The following is a 22,344-nucleotide window of genomic DNA, read 5'->3' as shown; positions in this document are numbered from 1 at the left end:
ATTTTTGAAGAAGAAAATTAAAATATCTGCTGTTTCATATCTTAATACACTGCCTTTTTTGTATGGTTTAAGAAATTACGGCAACATTTCAGAACAAATTGACATACAGAGAGATATACCTTCCGTTTGTGCAAATAAATTAATTAATAATGAAGTTGATATAGGCTTAATTCCAATTGCCGAAATTCATAAATTAAGTAACCCTTATGTTATCTCAAATTATTGCATAGGTGCCGTAGGAAAAGTAAAAACCGTACTTTTATTAAGCAATGTTCCTGTTGCTGAAATCAAAAATATATTTTTAGATTATCATTCAAGAACTTCCGTAAATTTATTGAAAATACTTGCAAAAAACCACTGGAAAATAAACATTAATTATATTGATGCAAAAAAAGGTTTTGAGGAAGAAATAAAAAATAATACTGCCGGTTTAATAATAGGCGACAGAGCATTTAAATATGCAAAAAACTTTAAATATGTTTATGATTTGTCGGAAGAATGGCTGAACTTTGCAAAACTGCCTTTTGTTTTTGCAGCATGGGTAACAAATAAAAAATTAGAAGATACTTTTGTAACTAAATTTAATGAAGCATTAAAATTCGGATTATTAAATATCAATCAAGTAGTTGCAAATTATAAACTAAAAAACCAAAACTCTGATATTGATATAAAAAGTTATTTAGAAAAAAGTATAAGCTATCATTTAGATGTTGAAAAAAGAAGAGGAATGGATTTATTTTTAAAAATGTTAAAAAAAGAGAATAAGCATTAAAACACATTTACAAATAAGCTATGGATAAATATAATTTTGATGATATCCGTTCATTCAGAGATGAAGAGGTTAATCAAAAACTCAGAAATCTTGTTAAGGATAAAGGATTTATTTATATTTTAAAGAAAATTTTTACAGACGAACGAATTGCAAACCTCAGCAATGAACTTAACGAAGTTAATTCGGTTTATGATTTTCAATCGAAATATATTTCATATTATGTTGAAAGTCTGGTAAATTTATCAATTTCCGAATTATCGGTTACCGGAATTGAAAAACTTGATAAAAACAAAGCATACCTTTTTATATCAAATCACAGAGATATTATTCTGGACTCAGCTTTAATTAATGAAAGTCTGCTGAAAAACGGCTTAGCAACTTCCGAAATCGCAATAGGCAATAACCTCTTAATATACAAATGGATAGAAGACTTAGCACGTTTAAATAAATCATTCGTTGTAAAAAGGGATTTGCAAGGAAAAGAAATGTTGCGAGCATCAATGAAGCTGTCTGCATACATCAGGAATACAATAGCAAACAGAAACACATCCGTTTGGATTGCACAAAAAGAAGGACGAACAAAAGACGGAAATGACTTAACGGATTTAGCTCTGTTAAAAATGCTAAACTTCAGCGGAACAAATAATTTTATAAAGGATTTTTCAGAATTAAATATAGTTCCCGTTAGTATTTCTTATGAATATGAACCCACAATTGAATCAAAAATTGCATCGACATATTCAAAATTACAAGGTAAAAAATATCATAAAACTTTAGAAGACGATTTAGAGGATATGGGGCGAGGTTTATATAATATTAAAGGCAGAGTTTGTATATCTTTCGGGGAATGTGTCAATTCAGAAATTCAGAAGTTTAATAAAGATACTAACAGAAACATAAACATTCAAAAATTGTCTGAGCTTATTGATAAAGAAATATACGACAATTTTAAACTGACCAAAAACAATTATATTGCATTTGACATCTTAACAAATTCAAAAAAATCTTTACGTGAGAAAAAATATCTTAAAGAAGATGAAACAAAACTAAGATTTCAATGTAAAAAAATCATTAATTCAATAAAAGGTGAAAATGATTTATTAGAAAATATATTTTACGGTATTTATGCAAATCCTCTTATTAACAAAATAAAGTTACCGTAACGAATAATTATTCTCCGATTATTTTTACCAAAACTCGTTTTCGTCTTTTACCGTCAAATTCTCCGTAAAAGATTTGCTCCCAAGGTCCGAAATCAAGTTTACCGTTTGTTATTGCAACAACAACTTCTCGTCCCATAATCGTCCTTTTTAGGTGTGCATCGGCATTATCTTCATAAGTATTATGATTATATTGCGAATAAGGTTTTTCCGGAGCAAGTTTCTCTAACCAATTTTCATAATCTTGATGTAAACCGGATTCATCATCATTTATAAAAACGCTTGCAGTTATATGCATTGCATTAACAAGTACAAATCCCTCATTAATACCGCTTTCATTGATTTCACTTTGAACTTCTCTTGTAATATTAATTAATTGGCGACGACTTGTTGTATTAAACCAAAGTTCTTTTCTGTAAGATTTCATATTCCGAAAAACTTTAAACGAGAAACTTGAAATTTAAATTTTACTTCAAATTCCAAGTTTCAAAATATTAATATTTACTTTATTTTTAAGCTTTCTTATTTTTAGGTTTTACAACTTCGGCATCTTGAACCTCATCAGTTGATTTTCCTTTTAAATAATTTGGTAAGTTCATACCTGCAAGATTAAATAAATCTTCCAAAGGCGGAACAGCCCCCATCATTCCTTTCATAAAGTTAGCTGTTGAAGTTCCGTTTCCGTCACCGTTTCCGTTTTCCCAAACCGTAACTTTATCAATTTTAATATTTTTGATTGCTTCAACCTGAGTTTCAACAATTTGGGGAAGTTTTTCAGCAATCATCAACAATACTGCATCTCTTGCATTTTCGCCTGTTGATTCTACCATTAATTTGTAACCCTCAGCTTGTTTGCTTAATATTTCAAAGTTACCTCTTGCTTCTGCTTGCATTTCGAGGAAAATAGCATCAGCCTCTCCTTTTGCAATTCTTCTTTGTCTTTCGGCTTCGGCTTCAGCTTCAATTTCTACTTTTTGCTTTTCTATTTGAGCAGGAACAATGATGTTTGCATGTTGGGTTGCAGCTTCTCTTTCGGCACGTTTAAGTTCAGCTTGTTTTTCTGCGTCATAAGCTGCTTGCCTTGCTTGTGCTTCATTAACTTTTTCGGCAGTAACAGAAATTTTTTCGGCTTCAGCTTCTCTTTTCATTCTTTCGGCATTTGTATCTGCAATAGATACTTTTGCAAGGTTCTCACCTTCAATTGCTTTCGCATTAGCAAATGCAATGTTCGTACGTCTGTTTTGTTCTGCATTTGCCTCTCCGATTTGTGCATCTGAATTTGCTTCCGCAACTTTAATTCTTTGATCCCTTTGAGCATTTGCTTGTCCGATTTCTCCGTCTCTGTTTTTTTCTGCAACTTGCTTTTTAGCATCATTCACAGCTCCTGAAGTTGCTTCTTTCCCCAAAGCTTCTATGTACCCGGCATCATCAGTAATATCAGTAACATTTACATTAATTAATTTTAATCCGATTTTTCTTAATTCATGCTCAACACTTGAAGATACATTTGTTAAGAATTTTTCTCTGTCTGAATTAATTTCTTCAATATCCATAGTGGCAATAACAACTCTCAATTGTCCGAAAATAATATCGGCAGCGAGATGTCTGATTTCTGCTTGTGTTAATCCCAAAAGTCTTTCGGCTGCATTTTGCATTACTCCGGGTTCTGTCGAAACACCTACCATAAATCTTGAAGGAACGTTTACACGAATATTTTGTTTACTTAATGCGTTTTCTAAGCCAATTTCAATCGGTATAGGTGTTAAGTCTAAAAATTCATAATCCTGAATTATCGGAATAACAAATGAAGCACCGCCGTGAACACATTTTGCTGTTCTTCCGCCGCCGCCGACTTTTCCGTAAACGACAAGTATTCTGTCTGAAGGACAACGTTTATATCTTTTTACAAGAAATGCAAAAAACCCTAACAGCATTAATACTGCTAAAACTGTAATAATTACTAAGAAATCCATATTAATTTTTATTTATGTGAAAAAATGATTTACTGATTTAGTTTTAACTTACCTCTTTCGCTTAACAATTAGGGTATCATTTACGATGTCAACAACTTCAATGAATGTTCCGATTTCAATATCTTCAATATCTTCTGTAATTGCATCTAATGTTTTGTATCCGCCTTGAATAATAATCTGTATTTTTCCGTTTCCGTTTTTCTTTGCCGGAATTGTTAAATACACTTCTCCTTCTTTGCCTATTGCATTTTCAATTTTCATGGTTCCGCTTTCTTGAAGTTTAAGAAGCATAAAAAACAGCCATGCCGTAAAAAGCATCATAACAAGACCGACAACAAGTGAAATTCCGCTTACTCCCCACCAAGCCAAATTCCCTTTTTCAATTGCGGCTAAACCGCTCCAACCGTAAAACATTAAAAAAGCCAATACGCTTTTTACGGAAAATATATTCATACCGTCGCCATGATCACCGTCATGATCTAAGTCTCCGTCATGTCCGTCACCACCGGTTAATGTCATTATAAGTTGAATTACAAATATTACTGTGGAAGGTAATGCAATTCCCCAATGTACTTTTTGAAGTGCGGACAGGTTGTCCCACCAAAGTGATAAATCCATTTAAATTAATTTTAGGTTTATAAATTATTACCAAATATAAGAAATATTATTTTTAAAACCTAAAAAAAGGCTCGCAATATTGCGAGCCTTTTAATATAATAATATTCTGACTTATATTAATCATCAATTTCTTTTTGTTGTTTATATAATTTCCTTGCACCGTATGTTGCACCTGCTGCAATTAATAAAAACAATCCTCCGTCAATAGGAATATCTTGCGGCGGCGGCGGCGGCGGTTGTGCCGATGCATTTTTTATAAATATGGGTAATACTAATAAAGTAAAAACAAATACAAGTGCCAGTAAAGTCTTTTTCATAAAACTATTTTTAAGTTTATTATATATAATAAAGAAAGGGTTTCTTGGTTTAAACGAAAACTATCTTAAAATTATTATACTATGCAAAATAAATCCTATTTTTTTAAAATACAAAATTTTTAGACAAATATTAATTCAAAAACTTTAAATTTATCATATATTTAGATTTTATTCTTGCTTTTTCATTGACAAATATAATATATTTTCTGAATAACAAATATATTTTTTGATAAAATACAAAACTTAATAAAAAACTGATGTTTATTTCCAAAACCATATATACAAAAACTGCCTTTGAGGCAATCAATGAGTATATATCAAACAACAGCACAAATATCATTAAAAGTCAAACAGTTCCGGCGTTATTAAATAGACAGAGTTCTTGTTTTGTTACTCTTAAAACAGATACCGGAGAGCTGAGAGGTTGCATCGGAACAATAAAACCCGTTTATAAAAATTTATATATTGAAATTATAAATAATGCTGTTTCTGCTGCTTTTTTTGACAGTAGATTTGGTAAACTGACAAAAAAAGAACTGGGAAAAATAATAATTTCTGTTGAAGTTTTATCTCCTCCTGAACTTATTAAAGACATTTCTATGTTAAATCCGAAAGTTTACGGAGCAATAATCTCTGATAATTATAACAGAAGAGGTGTTTTACTTCCAAAAATAGAAGGTGTTGAAACTGTTGATGAACAAATCAGAATTATTAAACGAAAAGCCGGTATTATTCAAAACGGCATTGATAATTTAGAAATATATCGTTTTAAAACTGAGAAATTTTATTGATTTTATTTTTGTAATATTTTAAACTCAACTCTTCTGTTTTTTTTACGTCCTCCTTCTGAGTTATTATCTGCAATGGGTTTTGTTCCTCCGAATGCTTTCTTTTTTATTCTGGATGAGCTTATTCCTTTTAATATTAAATATTGCTTAACGGCTTCTGCTCTCTTTTCTGACAAATACATTAATTGCTTTTCGTAACCCGGTGTTGCTTCTGTATGCCCCTGAATTTCAATTACCAACGCAGTATTCTTTTTCATTAATTTAACAAGTCGGTTTAATTCAGGGTATGATGCAGGAAGAAGTGTTGCTTTTGTGGTATAAAAGTTTACATCTTTTAAAAGTATTGCTTCTTCCTTTTCAAGCGGAGACATAAACAGGTTTTTTTTCACTTCTTTATAATCTTTTACTGCTCTTAAGTCAATTGCTTCATTCATAGCAAAATAACCGTCTTTATTTGCTCTTATATTATATTTTACTCCGTAAGGTAATACAATTTTATATTCTCCGGTTTTAGGATTTGATCTTGCTTGTCCTTCAATTTTGCCGGTTTTATCATTTTCATAAACAATAGGTGCCGAAATTGGCTTTTTTGTTTTATTATCCAAAACTTTTCCGTAAACAATAACTACCGGCTCGGGTTTTTCTTCATCTCTCAGTTTAATTTTAAAAATATCTTCATTTCCGAAAGATGTTTTAGATGAAACAAGATATGCGTAGTCTCCTTCGGCAGCAACTGTATAATAAACATCCCATTGGTCAGAATTAATTTTTTTACCGAGATTTTTCGGAGTACTCCATTTTGTCCAAGAGTTATCTAATCGTTTAGACACAAAAATGTCAGCATCTCCGTAACCTGCTTCAGTAAATGAATAGAAATACATTGTTTTATTATCGGGTGCGATATATGGTGTTCCTTCTCCGAGATAACTGTTTAATACAGGTCCCATGTTTTTTGGTTCGCTGTATGATCCGTCGTTTTGGAGAAAACTTACATACATATCTTTTTCACCGTAACTGTCATTCCTTTCTATTGACATTACAAGCACGCTTTGATTTCCGGTAAATGCAAAACTTTCGTAAATATTATTGTTGTAATAATTTTTAATGTTTATTTTTTTTGGTATGCTCCATCCGTTAACTGTTCGGTATGAAACTGATATTCCTTGATCGCTTTTAAAACTTCCGTCAGAGTTATACAATGTTTCCAAAAACAGAGTGTTATTATCAGGAGTAACTGAAATTACAACATTATCTCCGGAATTATTTAAAGGTTTCGGAGCTTTTTTTAGTTTTGACCAAGTTCCGTTTGAGTTTTTTGTTGAATACCAAATATCATATTTGCTTATCGGTTTTTCATTTAAAGGATGGTTTGCTCTTGCAATATATAGTGTTTTGCCGTCAGGAGAAATAACCGGTGCAATTTCAGAATACGGGGAATTAATATTTAAGCCCATGTTTTCCTTTGAATATTTTGAAATATTACTGCTTACAAGGTTTATTGATTTTTTTTCGGCTTTAACTAAGAAATAATCTGATGCTGCAGTACATTCTTGCCCGACAATTAAACCTGTATTATATCCTGAAAAATCATAAGAAGATGTTGAAAAGACTTTTGTTCCGTTAATGTAGAAATACATATAATTGCCTGTTTTTTTAATTGCCAACTTATTATATGAATATTTGGCTTTAATTATGTCTTTTTTCCAGGTTGCTTTTTTTATGTAGAAAAGCTTTCCGTTTTTATATCCGTATATTCTGAACCAGCCTTCTGATGCTATATCAAAAATCAAACTGTTTTTCCATGAAGCTGTTCCCCAAACTATGCCGTAACCTTCTTTTAAGGAACCTTCTGTTTGCTTAATTCTTGTTTCTATGTAATAATCTTTTTTGCTGTTAAATGCCAGTTCTTGAAAAGCCATTCTGAAAATATATTTTGACTCGCAAGAAATATAAAAGTTTCCGTTCTTTATTTTAAATAATTCATTTTGAAGCCATTTGTTTTTATTATCGTTAAAATCATCTTTGAAGATTTGAGTAACCTGTGCATCAGCATATAACAGCCCCAATATTAATATTGAAATTGTGAGAATAAAGTGTTTTTTTTTCATGTTTTCTTATTTCGTTTTTATGTATTTTAATATCTTTTCTTGTAATTTATCTCTCGTAATAGGTTTTGTTATATAATCGTCAAAAATAATATTTATCTTTTCATCGTCCGCATCTTCAGCATTTGCAGTTAATGCTATTATCGGAATTTTATTGAATTTACTTTCGGCACGAATTATCTTTGTTGCTTCATATCCGTCTAAAACAGGCATTTGTATATCGAGTAAAATAATATCGGGTGTTAATGTTTCCAAAAGTTCCAACACTTCTTTTCCGTTATTTGCTTCAATAAGTTCAATATTATCATTTTCAATTAACATTTTAAAAACTTCTCTGTTAATTTCTAAATCATCGGCATAAAGCAGCTTAATATTTTCTTTTTGCGTAACAATTTGTTCGGCTTGATTCGTATTAACATCATTACCTGCATATATTTCTACATCTTTTAAACAAACTCTGAATTCTGAACCTTTATTGTTGCTTTTTACGAAGATTTTACCTCCCATCATCTCAACAAGATTTTTAGTAATTGACAAGCCTAAGCCGGTTCCTCCGAATTTTCGTGTGCTTTGTCCGTCGACTTGCCTGAATACATCAAATATTGAATTTATTTGATCTTCGGGAATACCGATACCTGTATCTTTTACGGTAATATGCAAATCTAATTTTGATTTTCTTTTATTATCAACACTTAAATTTACCGAAATTACTCCTTCATCAGTAAATTTAACGGCATTTCCTATTAAATTAATCAGTACTTGTTTTATTCTTAGCTCATCAATTATTAATGAATCGGGAATATCTTTTATTTTTGTTATATTATATTTTAATTTTTTATCATTTATTTGTTGTGAAAAAATTTCAGAAGTTTCATCCAATATAAGACATATATCAGCAGGAGTTTTATAAATTCTAAGTTCATTTGCTTCTATTTTAGATAAGTCTAAAATATCATTTATCAGATTTAGCAAGTTATTTCCGCTTATCAGAATTTTATCAACAAATGATCGATGCCTTTTATCAGTTAATTGATTATTAAGAATATCAGAAAATCCCAGTATTGCATTCATCGGGGTTCTTATTTCATGTGACATATTTGCTAAGAATTGACTTTTCAATTGATTTGCTTCTTCGGCTGCTTCCATAGTAGCAACCAATTGTTTCTCAATTCGTTTTCTGCCTGTTATGTCAACCATCGACACTATAACTTTTTTATAATTATCAAATACAAATAACTTCAGGTAAATATCTATACTGTTACCGTTTTTATCTTTCAAGACTAATTCGTCATAAAATGTTTTTTTATCATCGGCAAAAGCTATTAATATTTTTTTAAATAGTTCTAGTGTTTGTTCGGTAAAAAATCTAAGCGGGTTATTAATAATTTCTGTTTTTGAGTCAACTTTCAGAAGTTTTAAAGTTTCTTGGTTTACATTATTTACAATATAGTTTGAATCGCACAGTTCTACAAAATCAGGGTTAGAGTTAATATATTCTTTAAAATCTGAAATTCCTTCTGCTTTTTTATCATCCAGCAACTTTTTAATTTTCGAATAATCTTCTTCCCATAAAGAAACAGGGTTGTTTTCGAATAACATTCTATAATTGGATTCACTTGCAATAAGTTTTTCTGCCGCAATTTTTTCTTCGGTTACGTCTCTTACAATTGCAACAGTTCCGTAATGTGTTCCGTTCTTTATTTTTGGGATGGCTTTTACATTAATCAGCCTGTTTTTTTTGTCATTCTCTCTTATTATAGTTAATTCATAATTTCCGCTTTTACCTTTTGCTCTGTTTTTTGTTTCTTCCGAAATAAGTTCAATTTGGTTATTATCTAAAAAATCTTTTAAATTCCTGCCGATTAATGAATTATTATCTACACCGAAAATTTTATGTGCTGTTTTATTGGCAAAAACAAAATTTTCCTCGGGATCGTTCAAACATACACCTTCTGATAAATTATCAATTATATCTTTGTACCTCTCCTCACTTTCTGCAAGAGCTTTTTCTAATGTTTTTTGTTTTGTAATATCAATTATTATCCCGTTAAAGAAACGTTTTCTGGTCTTATCGTCTATAACTTGATTTGAAATAACATGCAACCATATCCATTGTTTTTTTAATTTATTATAATAACGAAATATTTCATTAAACATTTCGCCTGTTTTTCCTGAACGAATATTAGCTGCAGTAATTCTGTCGTAATCATCTTCATGTACATTTTCAAACCATTTACCGTAATCTTCGGGGTTGTCAATACCTAATATTTCTTTTATTGAAGGGCTGAAAAACACAGGTTCGCCGACACTATCTTTATTGTAAGCAACTTTAATTCTGTATATTACAAAATCGGTAGCATTATTCATAAATGATTCCAGATGGGCTTCGTTTACCTGAAGTTTGTGTTTAATTTCAGACTTTTCCTTTTTTTGTTTCTTAATTTCGTCAATACTTTCTATAAGTTTTATATTCTTTTTTTTAATTCTTAAACTAAGAAAAACTAGAAAAGCTGAAAGTATCACAAGAAACAAGACTCCGAATACAAGGTATTTTTTAATGCTTTGTTGTACTTCAATATTCTTTTTTGCGATAATCTGATTTTCCTTTAATAACTTGTTTTCTTTTTCTTTTTTTTCATATTCATAAGAAATTATCAGTTCTTCAATTCTTTTATTTTTTTCTTTCTTAAAAATAGAATCATTCAATATTTTTGCTTTCTCATAATATTTTAAGGCATTTTTATAGTTCTCGTTTTCTTTAAATAAGCTATACAGTTTTAAAAATGCATCTGATTTTATTTTTTTTGCTCCTATTTGTTCTGCAATTAATACAGCTTCTGTAAAATATGTTTCTGCCGTAGTTAACTCATTCATTTTATAATACATTTCGCCCATTCCCAAATATATAGACGCAATACCTTCTTTATTTCCTACGACATTATTCTCTTCTATTGCAGACTCGTAATACCTTTTAGCTTTATTGTATTTTTTTTGTTCTCTGTATGCATCTGCAATATTTTCGTAACATGTAGCTATGCCTATTAAATTTTTTAATTTAATATTTATTTCTAATGCTTTCTTATAATAATGCAAAGCATCTTCATATCTATTCTGTTTGAAAAGTAAAATCCCGTAATTAATAAAATATGTAGCAATACCGGTTTCATCTTCTAATTCTTCAGCTATTTTAAAAGATTGGTTTAAATATTTCCGGGCATTCTTAAAATCATTATTCGTAAGGTAAATTAAACCTATATTATTATATATAAAGCCTGCATCTTCTTTGTTTTCAATTTTCTCAATTATTTCCAATGCGGCAAAATAACTATCCAATGCTTTTGAATAATTAGCTTTACTGTCATTAACAACACCTATACCGTTATATGCTTTTATTAAATAGGCTGAATCATTAACGCTTTTTGCAATAAACAGAGATTTTTCAAAATACTTCTCTGCTAAACTCAGGTATGATTTATAATAGTAATTTATTCCGAAAGAATAGTTTATTTTTACAAGACTATATTTACAATTATTTTTTTTTGCAATCTTTAAGGCTTTTTCACTATAAAAAAGTGCAGAGTCAACTAAACCCTTCGATGCAAGATTTAAAGAAATTTTAATAAAAATGTCTGACCGTTCTATACTGCTTTCAGTTTTATTCACAAGCCTGAGTAAACTATCTACTTTTGAGTTTTGAGCATCCGATAAAAAATAAAAAAACAATAATATAAAATGTAAAATTATGTTTTTAAAAACTTTCATTTCATTTTCTTTAAAATAACTTATAAAAATAACAATTTTAAAATACAATTACAACAAAAAAAATGTAATTATTAATTTTAATTTCCTTTACAAATAAATTTTAGTAATTTTGAGTAAAATACAATTTACTAATAAACGTTTATTAAAATTTTAATACAATGAAAATTGAAAAAATCAAAGCCGCAGAAGTTTTGGATTCCAGAGGAAACCCTACAGTTGAAGTTGAAATCACACTTGAATGCGGTGTAAAAGCAAGAGCAATTGTTCCTTCGGGAGCCTCAACGGGGAAAAAAGAAGCTGTTGAATTACGAGACGGAGATAAAAAACGATACGGAGGAAAAGGTGTTTTGAAAGCAATTGCAAATGTAAACGATATTATTGCTCCTGCAATTATAGGTATTGATGCTTCAAAACAGCGTTTAATTGACCAAACAATGATTGAACTTGACGGAACCCCTAACAAAGCAAAACTCGGAGCGAATGCAATTCTAGGAGTTTCAATGGCTGTTGCTCGAGCTGCTGCCGAATGTTTTGATATGCCGTTATACAGATATCTCGGCGGTGTAAATGCTCATATACTCCCCTGCCCTTCAATGAATGTTATTAACGGCGGTTCTCATGCGGGAAACAATGTTGATTTTCAAGAATTTATGATTGTTCCTCATAACGCACCGTCTTTTAAAGAAGCAATAAGAATGGGTGCTGAAACATTTCATGCATTAGGAAAAATACTTAAAGAAAAAGGTTACAGCACAGGCGTAGGTGATGAAGGCGGTTATGCTCCGGAATTAAAATCGAATGAAGAAGCTATGGAAGTTATTATGGAAGCTATTGAAGCTGCCGGTTATAAACCCGGTGATGATATTTCTATTGCTCTTGACCCCGCAACAAGCGAAATGTTCAGAGACGGAAAATATGTTTTCTTTAAATCAGACCAATCAACTAAAACTTCCGGTGAAATGATTGCTCTTTGGAAAGAATGGTGTGAAAAATATCCGATTATTTCGTTGGAAGACGGTTTGGATGAAAACGATTGGGAAGGATGGCAAAACTTGGTTAAAGAACTCGGAGATAAAATTGAACTTGTAGGAGATGATTTGCTTTGTACAAATAAAGCAATTTTGCAAGAAGCAATTGATAAAGATGCGGCAAATTCTATTTTAATTAAAGTTAATCAAATAGGTTCTGTTACAGAAACACTTGAAACTATTGAACTTGCCGGTAAAAATAATTTCAACTGCTTTGTTTCTCATCGCTCGGGCGAAACAGAAGATACAACAATTGCCGACCTTGCAGTTGCGATTTCATCAGGTAAAATTAAAACCGGTTCAGGCTCAAGAAGTGAGAGAATTGCAAAATTCAATCAACTTATTCGTATAGAAAACGAACTGGGAGATGCTGCCGTTTATGCAGGACTAAGTGCTTTTAAAAATGCAAAATAGTAATTGACAAAAAGTACAGGTTAAAAACTATAAAGCCCCTAAATTACAGGGGCTTTTTTCATGCATCAAAATGAGCAAAAAATAATTGCTTTAAAAGAAGGCTTTTGTATTCTTTACTTCCGCGAATATCACTGATTGGTGAAACTTCCGAAACTAAAACTTCACTTGCTTTTTCGATATTATCGTTATTTAATTCTTTGCCTGTCAGAAATTCCCTTGTTCTATTAAAATATTTAGGAATTGCCGCAAGCCCACCTCCTGAAATATGAATATCCTCAATTACATTTTTTGCCAAAGTGTATGAAACTGCAGTATTTACACTTGCAATATCTAAATGTGTTCTTTTGGAAACTTTTTCAAAATTAAATTTGAAATCTTTTGAAGGAATTTTAAAAGTTAATTTCTGAATTATTTCATCTTCTTGTAAGTCAATTTGTTTATAATCTTTAAAGAAATCTTTAAGAGCAACAGTTCTTTCGCTGTCTCTTGCATCTTTTATAATCAGTTCAGCATTTAAAGCTAAAAAGAAAATAGATAAATCGCCAATAGGAGAAGCATTTACAAAATTTCCGGCAATGGTTCCTGCATTTCGGATTTGCTCGGATGAAATAAGTTTAAACCATTGTTTTATTTTAGGAAAATATTTATTGAAAATTTCAGAGTGCATTATTTCATTTGCCGTAACGGAAGCTCCGACGGTAATTATTCCGTTTTCTTCCGAGATTCCTTTTAATTTTTCAAATGAGAGCACAAATGACGCTTTGCTGTCAGAAGTTTCATCGGCTTTCTGAACATATAAATCTGTTCCGCCGCCTATTATTTTTTCACCTTTCGGAAGTTTCGGGAATTCAATTTCTTCAAGTCGATTTGCAATATCCGAGAAATAATCGGGCAAATATTTATTTTCAATTAACCAATCAAGCGAATTATTTTTGGTTTCTTTTAAACCTTCCGAAATATCTTTCGTTGCTCGTTCAATTGATTTATATCCCGTGCATCGACAAATATTTCCGGAAACAGAATTTATGGCTTCATCATACTTCCCGAAATCTTCTGATAATGCGTGCCCGGTTAAGGAAACTACAAAACCGGGTGTACAAAAACCGCATTGTGTTCCGGCATGATCGTCAAGTGCATGTTGAACAGGGTTTAATCCTTTATCGGAATTTAAACCTTCAACGGTAACAACATGTTTGCCTGCAATATTTCCGAGAGGCGTAAGGCAAGATGCTATACTTTTATAATTAATTTTTCCGTTTTCCAAAGTTCCTGTAAGAACTGTACAAGCACCGCAATCACCCTCTCGGCAACCTGATTTTGTTCCTTTTAAATGTTGTTCGTACCTGATAAAATCGAGTAAAATTGAACTTGCCGGTTTTTCGGTTTTTATGAGTTTGTTGTTTAGGATAAATTGTATCATTGATTATATTGTTAAAATGCTGAATTGTTTTATTATTACATTGTTTATTAAATTCTTAAATAATTATATTGTTGAATAACTGTAAAATTACTCCTATCATAATTGCGATACCGAAACTTAACATTGTTCCGATTAATACATATTCGGCTTTTTGCGTTTGTGCTTCTTTAAATCTTAATATTGATTTTGCAGCCATAATAAAACCGATTGCAGCATATTGTCCAAGAATTATTAATGTCAATGTTAAAATTCTTTCTGTTATTCCGATTAGTTTTCCTGCATTCGGAAGTTCGTCTTTTTCTGCTTCTAATTTATCAAGTTTAATCTCATAAAACTTAAATATTTCTCTGATTAAAATATTTGTCGGCTTTAGAATTAAAATATAGGCAAAAATATATAATAAATATTTTATATCGAGAATTTCTGTTAAAAAGTCAATTTCAAAAAATTTATTAAATAAAAATACAACAAAACCTATAATTGACAAGTGTAATATTTGATCAAAAAAGAACAGGTGTTTTTTAATCAGCCTAACATTTAACAGGAAACTTTTAATTCCGTCAAGAAAAAAATGTGAGGCTGAAATTATAAGCGAGAAAAGAATAAAAGTAAACTGAAAAGATAAAAATGCAGAAATAAAAAATGTTACGGCAATATGTTTGTATAAAAATTTTGATTTAAAACTATCCTTTTCTTTTTTATCTGAACAATTCTGACTTTGAAAAATAAAATCTGAAAGAAAATGAGCAATAAATTGCAAAATTAATAATTTATAAATATCCATATTATTTATTCTTTTCCTTTAACAAGATGCTCAAATCTTAAAACTGCTTTTTCAATTGCATTCCAACCTCCGCCTGTTGAATGCTGATTAATAGTCGATTGATTTCTATTTATTTTTATCGCAATGTCTTTTTCATCATAACCTCTTAACTTATAAAATATTATTTCCGATTGTTTTGCAGTATTTCGATTTATTATTTCATCTATTAAGCTTATTAACGGAATAAACTCATTTGTAAGTCTTTCATCATTTGTATGTATGTATAATGTTTCTTTAATTGATATTTTATTCTTATCGGAAGTCGTTTTTTTACTTAATAATCTTCCCGAAAAATATATAGCTTCTCCGTCAATTATCCCTTTATTAATATCTAATCTTGATAATTCACCGATACCGATTGCTAATCTTATTCCATATTTACTAAAATACAAGATTCTCTTATCTTTACTCTTAGAATTTTCGACAATTTCTTTTGCTATTGCCTTTATATAAGATTTGATAACTAAAGTAACTCTCAAAACTTTATATACATCAGGAACATAACATTCAATATAATCACCTTTTATAAGCCTGGAGAATACATTAAATTCATTTTTTAAAACTTCTGTTAGAGCAAGAATTTTATTATCAAATAAATTTTTACCTTCCTTATTTAAACTTGTGTATGCTATTATATCACCTGAAATTATTGCACTATTCATTCCTTTTTTTTACAAATATACAAAAATATCGGTATAAAGAACGATTTTATACATTTATCGGCCATTTTACCGATAAATAACAATTATCGGCTATTTTACCGATAAAATATTTAAGGGTAATTATTTTTCTTACAAAAATTTCCCGCAACAATGCTTATATTTCTTTCCGCTGCCGCACGGACAAGGCGAATTTCTGCCTGTTGTTTTTCGTTTTTTTATTTTGAAACGGCTTATACCGTCAGTTTTAAATATCTGTTCAAGCAATTTATAAAGTTTCGGATGTTTCTTCTTCAATAATTCAGGGCGTTCAAAAAAATATTCGCTGATAACAGCAAAAAATTCAGATTTATTTGTTGCTCCATACGGATTTATATCAGATTTCCCTTTATAAATTTCATCAATTTTTTGTTTTATTAAATCAATCCAAGGAATAGTGTATTGTTTTGCTAACAACAATTCAGGAACACCGTCAATTGCTCCGTCAGATTTATCGATTAAATGAACAAATTCATGAATGGCAGTATTCTTTTTATCTGTTTCGTTTCGAAAACCGTTGATTAAGCTTTGTTTCGACAAAATCATTTTGCCTTCCATATATCCGGAACCGACCATCCCGAGGACAGAACTTCCGGAATTAATATCAAAATTTGTATCAAAAGAAGCCGGATATAAAAGAACCTCATCAATATTCAAGTATTTCCACTCGGGGAATTCAAAAATAGGAATAATTGCACTTGAAGCCACTAACAATTTATCAGTTTCTGCAACCGTTGTTTTTATACCGGTTATTCTGCAATTCAATAAAAATTCTTGTATTTTATACTCAAATAGTTTTTTTTCTTCTGAATTTAAATTATTGTAAAAGATTATTTTTTCGGTAAGAATAATACGCCAATTTACAGGAAATTTATCTTTTGGAATTTTCCATGCGTTTTTCTTTCTGATGTATCTTATTATGATAATAACAAGAATGATGAAGATTGCTAAAAATATCTTTTCGAACATAATAAGCTATTGAATTTTGAACAAATATACTAACTTTGAGTAATTATTTTTCTTATCGACAGTTTTCATGACAATAAAAGAACAATACGACTACATCATCATCGGTTCCGGATTCGGAGGAGCAGTTTCTGCATTAAGGCTTTCTGAAAAAGGTTATAAAGTTTTGGTAATTGAAAAGGGGAAGCATTACAAAGATAATGAGTTCCCGAAAACAAATTGGAATTTAAAACGATGGTTGTGGATGCCTGCATTCAGACTTTACGGTATCCAAAAAATCGCATTTTTAAAACATATTTCGGCCATGAGCGGTGTGGGTGTAGGCGGAGGTTCGCTGGTGTATGCCAATACTTTACCGAAACCAAGCAGTCCGTTTTTCAATCATGGTTCTTGGACAGGACTTGCCGATTGGGAAACAGAACTTGCACCACATTACAAAACCGCATGGGAGATGCTCGGAGCAACAGAAAATACCTACTTCGGAGAAAGTGATTTAGCATTTAAACAACTTGCAAAAGAAATCGGTCAAGAGGATAAATTTAAAACTGTAAAAGTTGCGGTTTATTTCGGAGAGAATGATGTAACCGTTAACGACCCGTATTTTAAGGGCAAAGGTCCGACAAGAACCGGCTGTATTCAATGCGGTTCGTGTATGACAGGTTGCCGACATAATGCAAAAAATACTTTGGACAAAAATTATTTGCATTTGGCACAACAGCTCGGTGCTGAAATAATTGCCGAACAAGAAGTGACTGATATAATTCCGCTTGACGGAAAAAACGGAGCCGCAGGTTATGAAATAAAATTCAGGACTTCAACAAAATTTTTCAAAAAGAAAGGAAGCATAAAAGCAAAAGGAGTTATTTTATCCGGAGGAGTTCTCGGAACAGTACCTTTGCTTTTAAAACAGAAAAAGAAAAATTTGCCGAATTTAAGCGATAAAGTCGGCGATAACATACGAACAAATAACGAAGCTCTGATTTTGACGGTAACGGCAGATAAAAACAAAAATATGTCGGAAGGAATTGCAATAGGTTCTATTATTGAGCTTGACGAGAACAGCAATATTGAACCGGTAAGATACGGCAAAGGTTCGGGATTTTGGCGACTTTTGGTTATGCCTATGGTTAGCGAAAAGAATTTCTTTTTAAGAATTTTAAAATTATTTATTATTCCGTTTACGGCACCTTTAATGTGGCTGAAAATATTTTTTGCGCCGAATTTCGGCAAGCAAACTTCTGTTATTTTGTTTATGCAGCATCTTGACAGCACATTAAAATTAAGACGTAAATTTTTACGAACGGGAACCAAACTCGAAAAAGGCAAAAAACCGACTGCATTTATCCCGGAAGCTCATGAAGTTGCACACAAATACGGTAAAATAATAAACGGAAAACCTACGGTTATGCTTACGGAAACTCTTACAGGTATTCCTTCAACTGCTCATATTCTCGGCGGTGCAGTTATGGGTAAAGATGCAAAAGAAGGAGTTATAGACAAAAACAATAAAGTGTTCGGCTACGAAAATATGTATGTTTGTGACGGCTCTATGATTTCGGCAAATCCGGGCGTAAACCCGGCATTAAGTATAACGGCAATCAGTGAGCGGGCTATGGATTTAATTGAAGAAGATAGTGGGCAGTAGGCTGTTGACAATATTCAGTCAGCAGTCATCAATATAGGGAGCATCCATTGACAATCTTGTGATTTGGGAGGTTTGAAATTTACGGATAAAAAAAGTGTTATAATAACAAACTTTTATCGTCATCTTCTTTGCCGGTATTCTTTTGCTCAAATTCCATAAGATGGTTGTAGAAGTATTTCATGTCTAATTTTGAAACCATATCGGCACCGAGTTTTATTACCCGAAAAGTTAACCGCCCGCCCATTGACAGCAGAAGTGCCGCAATAATGTACCCTACAATGCTCCCGGACATTGTTATTGCATCTCCGCCCATTGAAATAACTTTAATTTCTTTCGGGAAACTTAACATTTTACCGAGGAATGTTATATGCTGTATATTCGTGAATATCATATAAATAACAGATATAATAATGTATGCCGCCCATAATCCGACAACGATTAATAATATTGCAATAAAAATTTTAGCAAAAAGAATTGAACTTGCAGCACTTTTAATATTTGAGTTTGATTCCGTTTTCATAATAATTTATATCAAATAGCTAATCTTCCGCTAAAACAATTATTTTATCTCCTTCTGAGAAAGTAATCATTTTATCTTTATCGGGATTTACTTTTATGCCGTAATTATCAGGCACAGAATGAGCATTTTTAATTATTCTGTAGCCTATTGCTGTTTCATTCTTGTAAGATGCCGCTTCTAAAATTGAGTAAAAATTAACAGGGGTATCTAATTTCACATAATCTTTAATATCTTTTAAATAAAACTCTGAACCTTCCGCTTCAAACAGAATATCCATTACTTTTTTCAAATCAGGGGTTTCCGAAAGTTGTGTCAAAAACAGGCTGATTAAATCTTCACTTATAATAAAATCATCGGCTTTTGTAACTTCGGCAAGTTCTCTGTTTTTTTGGTCGAACATTTCGCTTACAATACTAACTTTCTTAGCTTGTTTGTCTGCCATATTTCTGATATGCAACAGACAAATTAATGTTTTTGCATCAGCTTCTTTTACATCAATATCGTAATAGCTTAAAATTATAATATTATCGTAAGATGTAATATCATTTTTTTGAAGTTCTGCACTTCTTGTAATATCTCCGTGAATAAACTTTATTTTTTGGTTTTCTAAAATAGGTTCTAATTCAGTTTTTATTTCTTCCGAATTTTCAATATTTGAAATTACATGAATTTCCGAACCTTTTTCAACATATTCATCAAGTTCTCTTATTATTATTTTTGCTCTTTTATTCCAACCGAGAATAACATTTCGTTCTTTTTTTACCGAAGAAACAGCCTCTGTTTTAATTACGGCATCATTTTCAATTTTATAATCGGAGATGCCGGATAAAATAATTGTATCATCGTCTTCTGTTATTGCCAATATTTCGTCACCTTCCTTCAATACTGTATTCATCGGCGGATTTATATTAATTTTGCCGCTTTTATCTTTATACCCGAGAACAGCTGAATTATTATAAGAAAAAATTGCATCCTTATAGGTTTTCCCGATAAGTGAGGGTTCATTTTTAAAATACATTTCATCTCCCTCATAACAAAACAGTTGTTGGTATATTATACTTAAGCCGGATTGGCGACAAGTTTGTGCAGTAATTCGAGCAGTTAAATCGGGTGAGAGAACAAACATTGCTTCATCTTTTCCTACTATTCGAGCCACTTCCATGTTTTCTTCATCTTTAACTTCTGCAACAATATGATATTTGCCTTCTTTTCGTTCGGGGTTAAGTGTTAATGCTAAAATTGACTTAATAACATAAGTGTCGGCATTTTCTTTTTCGGGAGAAATTATTATAATCGAACGTGCACCGTCGGGACTAACAATCTTTAAATCAACTAAATCCAAAGGACTTCCTGTTCTGCAAATAATTTTTGTATTTTGTGTGTCCGGAATTTGCTCTCTTATCTCATCTTCCATTATTACCTTATCTTCTTCAGCAAGAATAACAATTCGAGGTTTAGTTTGGTTTTCATTTGCGATAATTAATTCGGAAATAATATGAATAACTTTGGGCGACCATCCGAGTATTAATGTATGATTTTCTTCAATAACCAAAGAACGTCCTTTCCTTAATTTATCAAGTTTTTCGTCTAAGCTTGTAGTCAGCACACCGATTAATGTACTTAAAATAAATATTCCGCCGATTGTTATCAGTAAACCTATAAGTCTGAAAACCCAACCTGTATCGCCTGCCATTGTTCCGGGGTCTATAGAACGAAGAAGTGTTTGCCACATTGATTCAAAGAAGTTCATTCCTTCTTCGCCTTCCATATTTATTCCGCTTACGGCATATAATATTCCGAAAACAATAATAACTAAAAGAGAAAGTATTGCCAACCACATTATAATTGCACTTGTTCCCTGCGATAATGTATTATCAAAATAATATTTGAGTTTTTGTTTTACAGTGTGTTTTCCTGACATAATTATTTATTTTAATTGTCTAATTATCTTATAAATAACAATATAATCCCCTACTCTGCTTTGAACGGTAGGATCATCCGTATCCCAAAGCCCGAAAGTTTTATATCCTTTAATTTTAATATTCTTATTATATATTTTTACAATTTCATCTCTTTTTACTTTCCCTTCCGAAATTTTAATAAAAATTTTATCGCCTTCGGTTTGAAAAAAATAGTTGAAAGCATCCTCATGAACACGTCCTGCTTTATCAACAAAATTAACTTTAACTATTTTTCCTTCATATATCGTCAAAGGTATTTTCATATTTTGTTCTTTTGTCAGTTCTTTGTTCAGTCCGCAATTAAAATTTAACAGGCCGAACAGAACGATAAATAAAAAATTTGCAAACTTCATAAAACAAAAATAAAAAAATTGTCGGAATAAAATCCCGACAGAGCAAAATAAGTTTGTTTTTTATAAATAACCGTACAAACTTGTTTATTATACGGTTTCTCTTTTATGCTTCCAACGTTTATGCGACCAAAGCCAATTTTCGGGGTTTTCTTTTATTATTTTTTCTAACTTCTGCATATATCGTTGTGTAAGTTCTTGCGGCTTTGTTTGAGCAGGATTTTTCTCAAAAATTGAAAGTTCTACGGTATAATAGCCTCTTTTTACTCGTTGAACATTACCAAAAACCATGGGGACATTAAATTTTACGGCATAATTTTCGGCACCGTGTAAACAAGCCGTGTCTTGATTCAGAAATTTTACCCATACAGCTTTTTTAACATTTGAAGGGCTTTGGTCTGATACCATAAAGAAAACTGCAGGTTTCTCATGCTTTTCATTAAATGCTTTAAAAGTATCTTTTATAGGAACTAAATTCATTCCCCAAGCTGCTCGAGATTTTTTAACATAAGAATCAATATATTTATTTGATAAAGGTTTATACAGTCCCACACTTTTATGCTTAAACTGAAATCCGAAACTGATAACGCCCCATTCCCAATTTGTATAATGAGCTGCAAGGCCTATAACATTCTGTCCTTTATTAAAAAACTCGTCTAATAATTCAATATTTAATACAGGGTATCTTTTTAATAAAGTTTTTTTACTCATAGACAAGCCTTTGATACTTTCAAGAGTAATATCGCTTAAATTTGTATAAAACTTTTTGGCAATACTATGAATTTCTTTATCTGCTTTGTCAGGAAAAGATTTTCTTAAATTATTATAAACAATTTTTTTTCTGTATCCGAAAACATGAAAAAAGAAAAAATAAAGAATATCGGAATAAAAATATAATGCCCAAAATGGTATCAGTGAAAAAATAAATACCAAAAACCTGAAAAATATGTATCCGATATATTGCATAATTGAATTTTTCTGAAAAAGTATTATATTTGAATAATAAAACAAAGATAAAACTTTA

19 protein-coding genes are annotated in these 22,344 nt (G+C 31.0%); 5 read left to right on the top strand and 14 right to left on the bottom strand.

The genetic code is table 11. The features are described from left to right. Positions 1 to 4: 4 nt before the first annotated feature. Both L3J35_00285 and L3J35_00280 read left to right on the top strand, forming a co-directional pair. Positions 5 to 772: a menaquinone biosynthesis protein gene (locus L3J35_00285; GenBank protein MCF6364621.1), complete on the top strand. Its 768-nt coding sequence runs from the start codon at positions 5 to 7 to the stop codon at positions 770 to 772. 20 nt (positions 773 to 792) lie between these two features. Continuing rightward, complete coding sequence (locus tag L3J35_00280) at positions 793 to 1,935, top strand: 1-acyl-sn-glycerol-3-phosphate acyltransferase (GenBank protein ID MCF6364620.1); 1,143 nt, start codon at positions 793 to 795, stop codon at positions 1,933 to 1,935. A gap of 7 nt (positions 1,936 to 1,942) precedes the next feature. On the opposite strand, the gene L3J35_00275 is transcribed toward L3J35_00280, so the two are convergent. The 4 genes from L3J35_00275 to L3J35_00260 form a co-directional block, all read right to left on the bottom strand. After that, positions 1,943 to 2,359: a secondary thiamine-phosphate synthase enzyme YjbQ gene (locus tag L3J35_00275; GenBank protein ID MCF6364619.1), complete on the bottom strand. Its 417-nt coding sequence runs from the start codon at positions 2,357 to 2,359 to the stop codon at positions 1,943 to 1,945. A gap of 85 nt (positions 2,360 to 2,444) precedes the next feature. Next, positions 2,445 to 3,905: a flotillin family protein gene (locus L3J35_00270; protein MCF6364618.1), complete on the bottom strand. Its 1,461-nt coding sequence runs from the start codon at positions 3,903 to 3,905 to the stop codon at positions 2,445 to 2,447. A 48-nt stretch (positions 3,906 to 3,953) separates the two neighbouring features. After that, complete coding sequence (locus tag L3J35_00265) at positions 3,954 to 4,523, bottom strand: NfeD family protein (GenBank protein ID MCF6364617.1); 570 nt, start codon at positions 4,521 to 4,523, stop codon at positions 3,954 to 3,956. Positions 4,524 to 4,639: 116 nt separating this feature from the next. Continuing rightward, positions 4,640 to 4,840, bottom strand: a complete 201-nt coding sequence (locus tag L3J35_00260; GenBank protein ID MCF6364616.1) for a hypothetical protein — start codon at positions 4,838 to 4,840, stop codon at positions 4,640 to 4,642. A gap of 257 nt (positions 4,841 to 5,097) precedes the next feature. Here L3J35_00260 and amrA point away from each other — a divergent pair, with 257 nt between their 5' ends. Next, positions 5,098 to 5,631: an AmmeMemoRadiSam system protein A gene (gene amrA, locus L3J35_00255; GenBank protein MCF6364615.1), complete on the top strand. Its 534-nt coding sequence runs from the start codon at positions 5,098 to 5,100 to the stop codon at positions 5,629 to 5,631. 2 nt (positions 5,632 to 5,633) lie between these two features. Here the strand turns inward: amrA and L3J35_00250 are convergent, their stop codons facing one another. Both L3J35_00250 and L3J35_00245 read right to left on the bottom strand, forming a co-directional pair. Further along, positions 5,634 to 7,736: an OmpA family protein gene (locus tag L3J35_00250; protein ID MCF6364614.1), complete on the bottom strand. Its 2,103-nt coding sequence runs from the start codon at positions 7,734 to 7,736 to the stop codon at positions 5,634 to 5,636. Positions 7,737 to 7,742: 6 nt separating this feature from the next. Further along, positions 7,743 to 11,495: a tetratricopeptide repeat protein gene (locus tag L3J35_00245; protein ID MCF6364613.1), complete on the bottom strand. Its 3,753-nt coding sequence runs from the start codon at positions 11,493 to 11,495 to the stop codon at positions 7,743 to 7,745. Positions 11,496 to 11,653: 158 nt separating this feature from the next. Here L3J35_00245 and eno point away from each other — a divergent pair, with 158 nt between their 5' ends. After that, the gene (gene eno / locus L3J35_00240; protein ID MCF6364612.1) at positions 11,654 to 12,937 is read left to right on the top strand and encodes a phosphopyruvate hydratase; all 1,284 of its coding nucleotides are present in this window, start codon (positions 11,654 to 11,656) and stop codon (positions 12,935 to 12,937) included. Between the two features lie 58 nt (positions 12,938 to 12,995). On the opposite strand, the gene L3J35_00235 is transcribed toward eno, so the two are convergent. The 4 genes from L3J35_00235 to L3J35_00220 all read right to left on the bottom strand — a co-directional run bounded on the left by L3J35_00235 (position 12,996) and on the right by L3J35_00220 (position 16,847). After that, the gene (locus tag L3J35_00235) at positions 12,996 to 14,357 is read right to left on the bottom strand and encodes an FAD binding domain-containing protein (GenBank protein MCF6364611.1); all 1,362 of its coding nucleotides are present in this window, start codon (positions 14,355 to 14,357) and stop codon (positions 12,996 to 12,998) included. 55 nt (positions 14,358 to 14,412) lie between these two features. Further along, positions 14,413 to 15,141: a DUF3307 domain-containing protein gene (locus L3J35_00230; protein MCF6364610.1), complete on the bottom strand. Its 729-nt coding sequence runs from the start codon at positions 15,139 to 15,141 to the stop codon at positions 14,413 to 14,415. A gap of 5 nt (positions 15,142 to 15,146) precedes the next feature. Next, on the bottom strand, positions 15,147 to 15,842 hold the full coding sequence (locus L3J35_00225) for an RNA polymerase subunit sigma-70 (GenBank protein MCF6364609.1): 696 nt from the start codon (positions 15,840 to 15,842) through the stop codon (positions 15,147 to 15,149). A 129-nt stretch (positions 15,843 to 15,971) separates the two neighbouring features. Further along, complete coding sequence (locus L3J35_00220) at positions 15,972 to 16,847, bottom strand: zinc-dependent peptidase (protein MCF6364608.1); 876 nt, start codon at positions 16,845 to 16,847, stop codon at positions 15,972 to 15,974. A gap of 67 nt (positions 16,848 to 16,914) precedes the next feature. Here L3J35_00220 and L3J35_00215 point away from each other — a divergent pair, with 67 nt between their 5' ends. Further along, entirely contained in the window at positions 16,915 to 18,489 is a 1,575-nt protein-coding gene (locus tag L3J35_00215) for a GMC oxidoreductase (GenBank protein ID MCF6364607.1), read from the top strand. A gap of 97 nt (positions 18,490 to 18,586) precedes the next feature. On the opposite strand, the gene L3J35_00210 is transcribed toward L3J35_00215, so the two are convergent. The 4 genes from L3J35_00210 to L3J35_00195 form a co-directional block, all read right to left on the bottom strand. Continuing rightward, on the bottom strand, positions 18,587 to 19,009 hold the full coding sequence (locus tag L3J35_00210) for a hypothetical protein (GenBank protein MCF6364606.1): 423 nt from the start codon (positions 19,007 to 19,009) through the stop codon (positions 18,587 to 18,589). 19 nt (positions 19,010 to 19,028) lie between these two features. After that, complete coding sequence (locus L3J35_00205) at positions 19,029 to 20,930, bottom strand: NAD-binding protein (protein ID MCF6364605.1); 1,902 nt, start codon at positions 20,928 to 20,930, stop codon at positions 19,029 to 19,031. Positions 20,931 to 20,936: 6 nt separating this feature from the next. Then, on the bottom strand, positions 20,937 to 21,233 hold the full coding sequence (locus tag L3J35_00200) for a hypothetical protein (GenBank protein ID MCF6364604.1): 297 nt from the start codon (positions 21,231 to 21,233) through the stop codon (positions 20,937 to 20,939). A gap of 177 nt (positions 21,234 to 21,410) precedes the next feature. Beyond that, the gene (locus L3J35_00195; GenBank protein MCF6364603.1) at positions 21,411 to 22,286 is read right to left on the bottom strand and encodes a lysophospholipid acyltransferase family protein; all 876 of its coding nucleotides are present in this window, start codon (positions 22,284 to 22,286) and stop codon (positions 21,411 to 21,413) included. Between the last annotated feature and the right edge of the window lie 58 nt (positions 22,287 to 22,344).

The organism is Bacteroidales bacterium, assembly GCA_021648725.1.
GTDB lineage: Bacteria > Bacteroidota > Bacteroidia > Bacteroidales > JAADGE01 > JAADGE01.
The sequence above is the reverse complement of the archived record's forward strand: the minus strand, read 5'-3'. Positions and strand labels throughout refer to the sequence as shown.